Origin of the sequence: Streptococcus sp. OMI870, assembly GCF_047460295.1 — a bacterium.
Taxonomy (GTDB): Bacteria; Bacillota; Bacilli; order Lactobacillales; family Streptococcaceae; genus Streptococcus.
In genome coordinates this window covers 304977-318325 of the sequence record NZ_JASHGM010000001.1, presented here as the reverse complement: position 1 = coordinate 318325, position 13349 = coordinate 304977, and the positions used below count along the sequence as shown (strand labels likewise).

At 36.9% G+C, this 13349-nt stretch carries 14 protein-coding genes and 1 tRNA gene; 13 read left to right on the top strand and 2 right to left on the bottom strand.

Annotated elements, in window-relative coordinates; all coding sequences use genetic code 11:
- Positions 1-131 precede the first annotated feature (131 nt).
- Together QM968_RS01575 and QM968_RS01570 are read right to left on the bottom strand one after the other, a co-directional pair.
- Complete coding sequence (locus QM968_RS01575; RefSeq protein ID WP_414381696.1) at positions 132-716, bottom strand: lantibiotic ABC transporter permease; 585 nt, start codon at positions 714-716, stop codon at positions 132-134.
- A gap of 96 nt (positions 717-812) precedes the next feature.
- The gene (locus QM968_RS01570; protein WP_414381693.1) at positions 813-1757 is read right to left on the bottom strand and encodes a DHH family phosphoesterase; all 945 of its coding nucleotides are present in this window, start codon (positions 1755-1757) and stop codon (positions 813-815) included.
- A 114-nt stretch (positions 1758-1871) separates the two neighbouring features.
- On the opposite strand from QM968_RS01570, the gene QM968_RS01565 reads away from it, so the two are divergent.
- From QM968_RS01565 to QM968_RS01505, 13 genes are all read left to right on the top strand, one after another.
- Positions 1872-2633: a DUF3114 domain-containing protein gene (locus QM968_RS01565; RefSeq protein ID WP_414381691.1), complete on the top strand. Its 762-nt coding sequence runs from the start codon at positions 1872-1874 to the stop codon at positions 2631-2633.
- A complete protein-coding gene (locus tag QM968_RS01560; protein WP_414381688.1) occupies positions 2587-3225 on the top strand; it encodes a hypothetical protein in 639 nt (212 codons plus the stop codon). Before QM968_RS01565 ends, QM968_RS01560 begins: the two co-directional genes overlap by 47 nt.
- 97 nt (positions 3226-3322) lie before the next feature.
- Complete coding sequence (locus QM968_RS01555) at positions 3323-4012, top strand: hypothetical protein (RefSeq protein WP_414381685.1); 690 nt, start codon at positions 3323-3325, stop codon at positions 4010-4012.
- Positions 4013-4128: 116 nt separating this feature from the next.
- Positions 4129-4572: a flavodoxin gene (locus QM968_RS01550; protein ID WP_009730912.1), complete on the top strand. Its 444-nt coding sequence runs from the start codon at positions 4129-4131 to the stop codon at positions 4570-4572.
- A gap of 63 nt (positions 4573-4635) precedes the next feature.
- Positions 4636-4908, top strand: a complete 273-nt coding sequence (locus tag QM968_RS01545; RefSeq protein WP_254734542.1) for a chorismate mutase — start codon at positions 4636-4638, stop codon at positions 4906-4908.
- 46 nt (positions 4909-4954) lie between these two features.
- Complete coding sequence (locus tag QM968_RS01540) at positions 4955-6118, top strand: chloride channel protein (RefSeq protein WP_414382469.1); 1164 nt, start codon at positions 4955-4957, stop codon at positions 6116-6118.
- A 123-nt stretch (positions 6119-6241) separates the two neighbouring features.
- Positions 6242-6589: a 50S ribosomal protein L19 gene (gene rplS / locus QM968_RS01535; RefSeq protein ID WP_003003254.1), complete on the top strand. Its 348-nt coding sequence runs from the start codon at positions 6242-6244 to the stop codon at positions 6587-6589.
- A gap of 43 nt (positions 6590-6632) precedes the next feature.
- Positions 6633-6704: transfer RNA gene (locus QM968_RS01530), tRNA-Arg, on the top strand.
- 221 nt (positions 6705-6925) lie between these two features.
- Complete coding sequence (locus tag QM968_RS01525; protein ID WP_223363750.1) at positions 6926-7159, top strand: Imm74 family immunity protein; 234 nt, start codon at positions 6926-6928, stop codon at positions 7157-7159.
- A gap of 19 nt (positions 7160-7178) precedes the next feature.
- Positions 7179-8165, top strand: coding sequence for an ADP-ribosylglycohydrolase family protein (locus tag QM968_RS01520; protein WP_414381681.1), 987 nt, complete (start codon positions 7179-7181; stop codon positions 8163-8165).
- The gene (locus tag QM968_RS01515; RefSeq protein WP_414382466.1) at positions 8162-8443 is read left to right on the top strand and encodes a helix-turn-helix domain-containing protein; all 282 of its coding nucleotides are present in this window, start codon (positions 8162-8164) and stop codon (positions 8441-8443) included. The genes QM968_RS01520 and QM968_RS01515 overlap by 4 nt, the downstream gene beginning before the upstream one ends.
- Positions 8444-8527: 84 nt before the next feature.
- Positions 8528-11326, top strand: coding sequence for a DNA methyltransferase (locus QM968_RS01510; RefSeq protein ID WP_301362339.1), 2799 nt, complete (start codon positions 8528-8530; stop codon positions 11324-11326).
- 58 nt (positions 11327-11384) lie between these two features.
- Positions 11385-13241 (top strand): hypothetical protein, encoded by a 1857-nt coding sequence (locus QM968_RS01505; RefSeq protein ID WP_414381678.1) that lies wholly within the window; start codon positions 11385-11387, stop codon positions 13239-13241.
- Positions 13242-13349: the final 108 nt, after the last annotated feature.

Here is a 13349-nt window from a genome sequence, read left to right as displayed (position 1 = left end):
CTTTCCGAGCCATAGATTGTTACTTAGCTAGTGTACCAAATTTCTAGGATCTTGACAAGTATTTTCACTAATTTTATTTAAATTAATCATTAAAAAATCACCCTGGCTAAGCCAAGGTGATGCCGATCTTCTTATTGTTCAGATTGATTAGGATCTTTTGGTGCTTGAGCTGCTTGCTCAGCTTGTCCCTCAGTGTGTTCGTGAGTTTCTTTTTTGATTTCATCTACAGCAGTTTTTACAGTAGAAGAAGTGACGCGTCCTACTGATTGAGCAAATCCTTTACCAGATTCAGAAAGCTCTTCAAATGTTCCTTTAGTGATTTTACCACCTGACATCGCCAAGAGACCAGTCACAACCATAGCGATGCTTGCAATTAAAGTGAGGATCAAACCAAATCCGATTGAAAAGCCATAATCACCAATCCTTATAGTAACATCACCAAAATTAATAGTGCGGTATACTGTAAAGATAGTTGAGAAAGCTCCCGCTACAATAACACCCATTGCGAAATCTTTAGACATTGGTGTGTTTACGTTGTTCAAGCATGCAAGAACGATGGAGCCAATTGCAAGAAGGATAACAATCCAAGAATGTACTTCAAGACCACTAATACTACCTGATCCAACTATACCCATCGAATAGGTACCCCAAGGTAAGAATGATCCAAGAATCGCCGCTGCAGAAGAGATAACGATAAACAAACGATTTTTTTCCATAAAAACTCTCCTTAAAAATTTTAATAGATTTATTTTACCATAAGGTTCTTGAATTGAAAACCCCACAAAAGCGATAAAAAGGCTGAGAAACCGTTCTCAGCCTTCGTTTGTGCGAGCCACTTCTTGTAACTCTTTGTAGATTTGGTCATTTTCTTCAAGAGAGTAGGAGTTAGCCCCACTGGCTAATGGATGGCCACCACCATTATGGCGTTTGGCAATTTCGTTGATCACTTTTCGTTTGCTGCGCATCCGGACACGGAAGTGACCGTCGGGTTGTTCAACAAAGATAGCCCAAACAGACACTGTATCAATGCGTCCAGGAGCCCCAACAATGGCAGCAGTCTCGGAATCACGTAGATCGAATTTTTTCAAGAGCTCTTGTGTCAAGGTAACACGCGCAGCGCCATGCTCATCGATCTCAAGGTGGTCATAGACATAGCCTTGCAGTTTAGCGGTTTTAAGATTGATCGTATCCATTTGACGAGCAAGGGATGTAAAATCAAAAGGAATGCTCCGAAGATAGGCAGCGATCTCAAAGGTCCGAGTCGAAGTAGCAGGATAAAGGAAGCGACCCGTATCGCCGACAATCCCAGCATAGAGGAGACGTGCAGCACTAACTGGGAGTTCGAGATCTAATTCCTTAGCAAAAAGTGCAATCAACTCGCTGGTAGAGCTAGAGTCGGTATCGACCCAGAGCAGATCACCATAAGCATCGTCATTTGGATGGTGGTCGATCTTGATTAGGAAATCACCAGACGTATAGCGCTTGTCATCGATGCGGGGAGTATTGGCCGTGTCACAGACAATCACCAAAGCCCCATCATAATCCTCATCCTTGACGTCATCCATTTCAGCAAGCCAAGTCAAGGTCGGCTCATCATAGCCAGTTGCCAATACCCGCTTTTGAGGGAAGTGCGCACGCAGGAGATCCCGCAAGCCTACTTGGCTACCAATCGCATCTGGATCCGGATTCTGGTGACGGTGGATAATAATAGTGTCATAAGCTTGAATCTTTTCAAGAATGTCATTCATTACGTTCATACAATACCTCGTTTTCTTAGTCAATTTTAACATAAGAAAGGCCCATCCAGCAAGCGTTTATCACTATGTAGAGGCAGTGGAAGCGGTTTTACATTGGATAGATATTTTGTTAGAATGAAATCATTAGACCATAGTTTCTTCCGCTATTATTTGGATCGCCAAGCAATTTACTATATTCGTAGTCACTACGAAGGTGCAACTGATTACGAAAAGCTCTTAGCATATGGCAAAGAAAATAATATTGAATTTGATTACACGACCGGCTCTAACTACCATAACCGCTTCGAGAAATCAGATGGATTCAAACATCCGTATAATATGAAAGTTCAAGTACCCAAGGGCAATTCATCTAAAGGCAAAGATTTAAACAATGCCCGGATGGTGGAGTTTATTGTGAATATGGATACCGGTGAGTTTGATAGTCAATGGGATGCCTATGACAAGCACAAACTAGCAGATGGTAGCTATGATTCCGATCCAGGCAAATATTCTAATGAAGAATTAAGGGAAATCGCTAATACGGAGTCCTTTAACTATGGCCCTTCAAAAGGTCAAAATTCCGATCTTACAAAATTTTATATAGGAAAACATGGAACGCTCGATGTGGATGGTACGCCAGAGCCAGCCACTCGAGTTAGAGCTAAAGAATTATTCCGTTATGAAAAAGATTTGGGTAAAAAGGATGAAAAGACAGGAAATGTAGGTCAATTTGCGGATATAGCAAGGAAAGGGAATCAAGATTATGAAGCATGGCAACGAAATACAAAAGGAATGTCAGAAGAAGAAAAAGTGGAAGAGTATAATAAATATAAGAATAGTATGGATGATAATGATCGTAGCAATAATGGTTATGCTAACTATTCATCAAATAAATAGTCTCAATAATACTACTAGTGATAATTATTCTATCTTACAGAAACAGCGATTTGTTTTTATTCAAAATCAGGATGATTTAGAGCAAGGTGACAATATAGGAGCAGGATTTGATCTAAAAGATCAAGATTTATTTTTTTCAAATTCCTATGTGATAAAGGATGACATTTTATATGGTGGAAAAAGTAAGTATGGAGTTAAGGAATATTATCGTCGTGCTTTAAATAAAGAAATTTTGTCAATGTTAGTAAATATAAAAGTAAGCCCAGAAGAAATCAAAAAATCCGACTACCAAATCACGCATTCACCAGAATTTTTTGTCAATAAAAAAATCCTAAATGATGATATTATGTCAGAATTTGAGTATCAATACAAATATCGAGAAAAAAAGCAATTCACCAAAGTTCGTATTACCTACAACAAAGATTTCTTACCAACCAAAATCGAGTGGTACTATAAGGGACCAGAAGGCCTGAAATGGTACACTTGGCGCACGTATTCATACCCATTTAAGAATAAGGCTGAATTTGATAAGAAATTGGATGAAGAAATAGAAAATATTAAAGAAATTCAAAGGGAAAACGAAGGTGATTAACCTGTTTTTGAAATAAAGCTGAGCTTATATAAGGCCCAGCTTTATTAGTAGTATGACACTTCACTTTGGTTAGGTATTTTGCTAGAATGAGATGGATATGATTAAAGAAGTTAAACAATTAATTAAAAGAAAACGATGGTTACAATTTCCAAAAATAATTGTGGTAGTGTTGGTCGTAATGCTTATTGCTGTATTCCTAAGTATTTATAGTTACAATCAACCGGCATTGAATATTTTAAAGAAAAAGCAATTTGTTATGATCAAAATGGGAGATCCTCTTTATAAGGATTTTGAACTTGGATTTGATCTTAGGGAAGAAGAATTTTATTATATTGCAGAGACTGCTGTAAAAGATGATACAGTTTATGGTGGATATAATGTCGATCGAGATCGTAATAAGTATTACAAATCTGCGGTAAATGATGATCTCTCATCGGTATTATTGAGCAACAAAATTACTATTGATGAAATAAAGAAATCTAACTATCAAATTACGAGCTCACCAAAAAGGTTTGTGGACGATAAATTGATGAAAGAAGAGTATCCCCCGGAATTTGAGGCGATTTATTTGAATAAAAAACGCCAATTCACCAAAGTTCGTATCACCTACAACAAAGAATTCTTACCAACCAAAATCGAGTGGTACTATAAGGGTGAAGAAAGTCTGAAATGGTACACTTGGCGCACGTATTCATACCCATTTAAGAATAAGGCTGAATTTAATAAGAAGCTTGATGAAGAAATTGAAACTATTAAAGAAATTCAAAAGGAAAACGAGGGTGATTAAATTCAATCGGTCCAAATTCTTGAAATGAACCCATTCTTTCATCTTCTCGGAAAAGGTTTCGTGCAAAATGCTTAAAAAAATGGTATAATACGAAAAATAGATTTTGGGAGGAAATTATGACTGTAGCGAAAATTGTTTTTGCTAGTATGACTGGAAATACTGAAGAAATCGCCGATATCGTAGCGGATAAATTCCGTGATCTTGGTGTTGAAGTAGATGTGGATGAGTGTACAACTGTGGATGCTGAGGACTTCCTCGAAGCAGATATCGCGGTGGTAGCGACTTATACCTACGGTGATGGAGAGCTTCCGGATGAGATCCAAGATTTCTACGAAGATTTGGCTGGCCTTGATCTTAAAGGCAAACTTTACGGTGTTGTAGGATCAGGTGATACCTTCTACGATGAATTCTGTAAAGCAGTTGATGATTTCGACCGTTGCTTCGCTGCGACTGGTGCTGAAAAAGGCTCTGAGTGTGTTAAAGTTGATTTGTCTGCAGAAGACGAAGACATCGAAAAATTAGAGGCCTTTGCAGAAGAACTCGTAGCAAAAGCAAATTAATGACAAAGAGGCTGGATCGATGGATTACAGCCTCGATTTATATCCAAAATAAAGAGGAGACACATGGATTTAGATCAGATTCGTAAGGACATTGACCAGATCGATCAAGAGCTTGTAGCCTTGCTGGAAAAACGGATGGTTTGTGTCGGTCAGATTATAGAATATAAAGAGCAGCAGGGCCTACCTGTGCTCGATCAGAGAAGGGAAAGAGAGGTGCTTGAGAAAGTCGGCTCTCTCGTGACGGATGAGCAGTATCGTGCGACTATTCAAGCTCAGTTTCAAGATTTAATGGCGCGTTCTAGAGACTACCAAGAGGAGGTGAGGGCGCGTGACTAGTCTATCTATCAAGCAAAAAGCACAACAGTATGTGGTCCTAACAGGGATGGCCCTCTTCATCGGTCTCTTGGTCGGTGCTATTGATATGATTTTTGGTCAAGGATTGCTCCTAATCGGAGATTTCCGAAGCCAGCATTGGCCTTTGATCCTTTTCCTGGCTTTAGCAGGGCTTGTCATCGTTTATCTTTATAAACGTTTTGGTGGGAAGGCTTCAAAAGGGATGGGATTGATCTTTGATGTCGGACATGCGCGTGAGGAGAAAATCCCCTTGGTCTTAGTGCCTTTGATCATGCTGACGACCTGGATGAGCCACCTCTTCGGTGGTTCGGTTGGTCGGGAAGGCGTAGCGGTCCAGATCGGAGCAACCCTTTCGCATCGTTTTGCCCGTTATTTCCAGTTTCCAGATGCTTCGCGTATGTTTCTCATGACAGGGATGGCAGCCGGTTTTGCGGGGCTCTTTCAGACGCCGCTGGCAGCAACCTTCTTTGCCCTTGAGGTCTTGACAGTTGGGGAGTTGCAGTTGATTGCTCTCTATCCAGCACTCATCGCCTCGATCGTGGCGAGCTTTACCTCTCATGCTCTTGGCTTGGAGAAGTTTGCTGTGCCACTCAAGGAAACGCTGAGCTGGACACCAGAGACCTTGATCAAAGTCGCACTTCTTGGCTTGGCGTTTGGCCTCGCTGGGAAGCTCTTTGCAGTTAGCCTTTCCTGGTTGAAGAAAACAGTCGCTCAAGTCTTGCCTAATCCTTATATCCGGATTGCCCTTATAGGGGTTGGACTTAGCTTGGTCCTCTTGACCCTCCAGCTGACCAAGGTTGGCACTTATAGTGGACTTGGAACTAATCTGATTGATGTGGTTTTTCATCAGGGCAGTGCACAGAGTTATGACTGGATCCTCAAGCTCCTCTTTACCGTGGTGACGATCTCTGCTGGATACCAAGGAGGAGAAGTGACACCGCTCTTTGCAATCGGAGCTACGCTTGGAGTCTTTCTTGCTCCTATGCTGGGCTTACCAGTCTTAGTCGTGGCCGCTATCGGATATGCCAGTGTCTTTGGCAGTGCGACGACGACCTTGCTCGCACCGATCTTGATCGGAGGAGAAGTCTTTGGCTATGCCAACCTGCCATTCTTCGTCATTGCTTGTGCCATCGCCTATTGCCTGCCAAAAGAGTGGAGCATTTATTCCGGTCAAAAAGTTGCGAAAAAGTAGAGAAAAGAGCTTTACAAACCTGAAATTATCTGATATGATAGTTTCTGTGCGTAATGGAAGCACAAAAATACAGTTTATCCGCTGAGGGAGGTCCCTCAAGATTGACGAAGATAGGAGAATAAAATGAATCCATTAATCCAAAGCTTGACTGAAGGTCAACTTCGTACTGATATCCCTGCATTCCGTCCTGGTGACACTGTTCGTGTACACGCGAAAGTTGTCGAAGGATCTCGTGAACGTATCCAGATCTTTGAAGGCGTTGTTATCGCTCGTAAAGGTCAAGGACACACTGAAATGTACACTGTTCGTAAAATCTCTAACGGTGTCGGTGTTGAACGTACATTCCCAGTACACACTCCACGTGTAGAAAAGATTGAAGTTGTACGTTACGGTAAAGTACGTCGTGCGAAATTGTACTACCTTCGTGCATTGCAAGGTAAAGCAGCTCGTATTAAAGAAATCCGTCGTTAAGACGAACAAGGAGGCGGGAGTGATCTCGCTTCTTTTTTTATCGGTCCCCTTAGTTCAATGGATATAACAACTCCCTCCTAAGGAGTAGTTGCTGGTTCGATTCCGGCAGGGGACATAATAAGAAGCGTAAAGAAACATAAAGAACACTGAAGATTCAGTGTTTTTTCTTTGACCAAATTTTGAACAAGCTCATAAGATATCTATGGTGTGGTATAATAGGAGAAAGTATAGGTACCAATTTGATTGGGATTTCTCTCCTTATAATGAGATCGGATTAAGGTTAGGAATTAGATTCTTGAGAAGGAATAATGATTTTTTAGTATAGAAGGAAATAGAATGAAAATTTCTGGGACAAGCGGTAACATTACTTTCGACTATGAAAATGGCTATGTTTTAAAAGCAGAGGGAGAGTTGTTGACTGATAATAGTTTTCTTGTATATAGGTCAAGCATGCAGAATTGGGAACCACCATACAATCACATTCGTATCTCACAAAAAGAGATCGATAAACTTATTGAGGAAGTGAAATCCATGATGACTGAGCAAACAATTCAGATCGAATTTATCTGAGTTAGAGTAGGAGAAGGCTATGAGATTAAGAGATAAATGGGAATATGATTCAAATCAGTATAGAAGATATAATCTTAAACAAAAGATAAATTCGGTAATCTTTGGTCTAGCTATAGGTGATGCACTGGGAGTCCCTGTAGAGTTCAGAGATAGAGATAACTATCATATTTCAGATATGGTGGGTTATGGAACCTATAATCAACCAGCTGGTACCTGGTCGGATGATACTTCTTTATCCTTGGCACTTATTGAACACCTATGTGATGATTCTGATTTGAATGGGTTGATGGATAAATTTGTAGCTTACCGTCAGGGCTACCTCACACCTTTTGGATATTGTTTTGATATTGGTGTTGCGACTAATCAGGCGATTGAACGGTATTTGGCGGGAGTTTCTCCAGAGAAATGTGGAGGGAGTAGTGAGAGAGACAATGGCAATGGAGCTTTGATGAGGATATCTCCCTTAGCTTTGCTCTTATATGAAAATTTTGATTTCAGTTATAGATCAAAAATAATTGAGCAATATACTAAGCTGACCCATGCTCATCCAAGGTCTATCGTGGCATCTATTCTTTATGTCCAGCTTTTAATCGGTTTTCTTCTTAACATTCGTTTAGAAAAATTACTTTGTCAATCAAAACCTTATTTTGAAGATTATTTCAAGAAAAAACCAGAATACTGGAAAGAGTATCAGGAACATTTTAGAGAAATATTTGATAGGGAATTTTATCAAAAATCTAGGGAAGATATTGCTTCCACAGGCTATGTGGTTGATACCTTGAAGTCTTGTCTCTGGTGTTTAGGTACAACAGAGACTTTTGAAGAAGCTGTTCTAAAAGCTGTTAATCTTGGAGGGGATACCGATACCATCGGTGCCATTACAGTTACCTTGGCGGGAGCCCACTATCAACGGGAAGGCATCCCGGAAAAATGGATTCAACAGCTGGCTAATAGAGAATTGATTGACGAAAAATGTCAGCAATTACTGGAACACTTATATAAATAATCAAAATAGTTCTTATTATTGGGCAACAATCAGAACAACTCCCCCTTTTAGAAATAGTAGAAAAATATGAAAAAGCGCGACTAGATGCAGGACTTACTCAATTAGAAGTTGCTGAAAAATTAGGTGTAGCTCAAGCCCAGTACGCTAGGTGGGAAAATGGAGGGAGAAATCCGAAAGATGAAACAGTAGAAAAATTAGCTGAAATCTTTGGTACGTCTTTTGAGATTTTAAAAGGACGTGATGACGGATTAGAAGAAATTGTTAGTTTATTGAATTAACAGAAACAGATAAAAACAAAATTATTAACACTTTAAAGGATTTATTAAATAAATCAAAATAATGTGGTAGTTGGAGAGTACAAAGTGAATAATATCCGAGAACAAAAAAAACAAGCTAAAGCATTTATTAAACGCTGGGAAAATAGAGGAAACGAAAGGCAAGATAGTCAGTCTTTCTGGTTAGACTTACTTCAATCTGTATATGGGATTGAAAAGCCTACGGAATATATAACTTTTGAAGATAAAGTAATGCTAGATCATACTAGTTTCATCGATGGCTTTATCGACACAACAAAGGTATTAATTGAACAAAAAGGTGCAGATAGAGACCTTAACAAGGCAATACAGCAGTCTGACAACACTTATTTGACACCTTTTCAGCAAGCTAAACGCTATTCAGCGAATCTTCCATATTCTAAACGCCCCCGTTGGATTGTAACTTGTAATTTCAAAGAGTTCTATGTTTATGATATGGAGCAACCAAATGGTGAACCTAAAGTCATAAAACTTGCTGATTTGGATAAAGAAGCCTATCGTTTAGAATTTTTAATTGACAAAACTAATGAACACATAGAGCGTGAGATGAAGGTTTCTATTGAAGCAGGAGAAATTGTAGGGGAAATTTATGAAAGTCTTCTTAAGCAGTATATTAATCCGGATAGTCCAGAAAGTCTTCATGCTATCAACCAACTTGTCGTTCGTCTAGTATTTTGTCTATATGCTGAAGATGCTGGTATTTTCGGACATCATATGATATTTCATGATTATCTTGCCCGTTTTAGTAGTCGTGATTTTCGACGTGCTTTAATTGACCTCTTTTCTGTACTAGATACGCCAATTGAAGAACGTAATCCTTATTTAGATGATGATCTCCTTGCTTTCCCCTATGTCAATGGAGGGATGTTTGCTGAAAATAATTTGGAAATTCCCAATTTTACGGACGAACTACGTGAGTTAATTTTGGAACATGCTTCATCTAGCTTCGATTGGTCAGAAATTAGTCCGACAATTTTTGGATCAGTGTTTGAATCAACACTCAATCCCGAAACGCGTAGAAGTGGTGGAATGCACTATACTTCTATCGAAAATATCCATAAAGTTATTGATCCACTCTTTCTAGATGAGCTAAGAGATGAGTTGAATGAGATTCGTCAATTTAAACAATCTAAGACCGTTGAACAAAAAGCCAAACAGTTCCAATCAAAACTATCTAGTCTGACATTCTTTGACCCAGCTTGTGGTTCAGGAAACTTCCTAACAGAAACTTATATATCTCTCAGACGCTTAGAAAATGAAGCGATTAAGCTTTATATGGGGGATGCAGTAGCATTGGATTTAGGCCAAGAACTTGTTAAAGTGAAGTTGAATCAATTCTATGGTATTGAGATTAATGACTTTGCAGTTTCTGTTGCAAAAACGGCGCTCTGGATTGCAGAAAATCAGATGTTGGAAGAAACAAAAGATATTGTATTTGCGAATATTGATTTTTTGCCACTTAAATCCTATACAAATATTGTTGAGGGCAACGCTTTACGAATTGATTGGGAAATTGTTGTACCTAAAAACAAACTGAACTATATAATTGGAAATCCACCATTTTTGGGAGCAAAATATACTTCTAAAGAACAAAAATTAGATTTGGAAGTTGTTAATCCACAATTAAAAGGCATAGACTTTGTTTCTGCATGGTTTTATAAGGCAGCAGCTTTAATTAATGACACTAAAACTAGAGTGGCTTTTGTTTCTACTAATTCAATTACACAGGGGGAGCAAGTTTCAATTCTATGGAAAGATTTGATTAATAAATTTGACATTGAAATAGATTTTGCTTATAAAACATTTAAGTGGGAAAGCGAAGCAAAAGATAAAGCTGCAGTACATTGTGTTATTATTGGATTCTCAAAAAATAATTCGAATATTGAAAAATTTATTTTTGAAAATGGTAATGTGACAAAAGTTAATAACATTTCACCATATTTGATTGATGCTCCTACTGTAATAATTGAATCTAGAACAAAACCACTCTGTAATGTTTCAAAAATAACAAAAGGTAGTCAACCAACCGATGGAGGACACTTAATCCTAACAGAAGATGAAAAAAATGAATTGCTAAATTCAGAACCCTTAGCTAGCAAATATATTAGACCATATATGGGAGCAAAAGATATTCTACAAGGAACTCAACGCTTTTGCTTATGGTTAAAAGATTCTTCTCCAAGTGATTTAAAAAAAATGCCTAGTGTTTTAAATAGATTGGAGATGGTTGCTGAAAGTCGTAGAAATAGCCCTAAAGTTTCTACTAGAAAGTGGGCAGAAGCACCATACTTATTTACTGAAGATAGACAACCAGAGGAAGACTATTTGATAATTCCTGTAGTATCATCTGAAAAAAGGAGATATGTCCCAATGGCTTTTGTTAGTTCAGAAGTTATTGCAAATACTAATGCACAGATGGTTCCGAATATCAGTATGTTTGAGTTTGGAGTTTTGACATCAAATATTCATATGGCTTGGATGAGAACAGTGGCTGGTAGAATGAAATCTGATTATGCATACTCCGCCAAGATAGTTTACAATAATTTCCCTTGGCCGAAAGTAACTGAAGGTCAAAAAGAGAAGATTTCTAAAACTGCTAAAGCTATTCTCGATGCACGTGCTCTATATCCAGAGAGCTCATTGGCCGACCTCTATGATGAATTAACCATGCCAGTCGAACTAAGAAAAGCACATCAAAAAAATGACCGTGCAGTCATGGAAGCTTACGGATTTACCAAAGTAGTTGATGGCCAGAAAACTTGGTTAACCGAAAGCGAAACAGTAGCAAGATTGTTTGAGATGTATGAAGATATAACAAAATCAAATAACAAAAAGTCTTCAAGATAGTCTCAATTACTTTAAGTATCGCTTAGGTTCGTACAAATTCAAGAAGGATATCACAGATATGCAACAGCAAAGATTTCGTATTCCTAAAAATGTAATAGAGCCATATCAATACGATATAGCTCTAAACTACATTAAAGCGTATCAGCCATCGACTGAAATTAATAATTTAATAGAGACCTATTTAATCCTGAAATTAATTAGAAAAGAAAATGAATTTTCTAAATTCAAACATCTAATTAGAGAGTTTCATAACGATTTATCCGCGAATTTCCCAATTACCATTTTTGAAATAGACTATGATAGAATTGATATTTTTTATAAAGACATATTCTGGGAGTTAGTACTATTCTTAGGAAAAATTAATAAAGATGATGTTAGTCAGTTTGAATCATACATTAAAAAATATAATATCCAGACAATAAATCTTAAAAATGTTACAAAACTGATTGACCTATTTCCGCAAGTTATCAAAGAAAATTTTCTCTCTCTGCCTAGAAATATAGAATTTTTCTTGAATCATCAATCAGGAAAATTTATAGATTCTAATAATGGTTTATTTATTAAATTAGGTATTACAAATGAAGAGATAAATAATTTAGCAAGAAAATATTGTCAGACAGATAGTATTAACCCCAATTATTTACAATCAATTGTTGAGTATAAAAAATTAAGCAAATATGAGTTTGATGATGAGATTAAGCTTATAGCTAAAAGAAAAAGTGATAAATTTTGGGAAAAACATTTTGAAACTAATGAAGGGTTCCAATACTCTATATCAGTTGGCATCAAGTCTTTAGATTCTGATAAAATATATGAGCCTATTAAGAATGGTATTCTTTTAAATAAAATTATACTAGATGAACATCATGATTTTCCGACATTATTAAATAATTATATTTATTTACTTGGCTTCTTTAATCATGAATCGGGATTGCCTTGGCTAGTTGCGAATGAAGAAACATTCAGTTTCACTCGTTTATTTTCCCCAAAATCAAATGCTCAATTCGAAGACTACGATTCTCATTTAAAAGAGTCTTATGATTTATTATTTTATGCATATTTTGATTATCTAAAGAAAAATGATATTGATCTTGAGGAGATTATTAATTGGTACTTCAACATTTATTTAGAAACTGAATTGAATATAAAAGGATTTCACTTCCACGCTTCCAATAAAGAATCTTCTTATTATGAAAGAGGAAAATCTATAATTTGTGAGATGGATAGTATCCTAGACCAATACGAACTATTTTTTAGACATAGGGAAATCGACCAAGGTTTATTAGAGATTAAATCTAAAGCCTCCTCTTATGCTTCATTAAAATCATTCAATGAGAAAAAATTTATCAAATTGAACAACACACCTGATAATTCTGCGTTGTTCTCTGCGCTTTTTTCTGATCAAAGTCCACTTAGCTTTATTTCATCAAAAAAAGAACATAAAACCTTTTTCAAACATATAAAAGAAGGTGTAAAAATTTCTGACTTTGATGAGTATCAGATAAAACAAATAAGCATTCTAAACGAAAAGAACCTTATAAAACTATCAAATGATGTAATAGAATTTACAAATTTCCAAGAAATTAACATTTTGAATAAATTATGGAAGTCAGGTACGTATTGCCTATACTATAAAGATAAATTGATACTAGATATTGCAGAAGACCTTTGTAAGAAAGGGTATTGTGAATATTCAGATAATCTTTTTTCTGAATATGAAAGTAATTACTTATCTTATATTTTGGATGATAAAAAATATGGTAATGGGTTGAAGATTCGAAATAAATTCTCTCATGGAAAATTTTCTTATAAAAGTGAAGAGGAACATCAAAAAAATTACTTAGAGTTGCTCCAAATAGTCATTTTTTATGTTATGAGAATTAACGATGAGTTAGAATTTTACAATCAAAGCTAGCTAATATATAATAAGGCAAAAATACTTTGTACGCCTTTGTCGGATTAGATCGAAATACTGGAAATATAACGACATATCATGCAAAAACTGTTGATTATCTTATCAAAA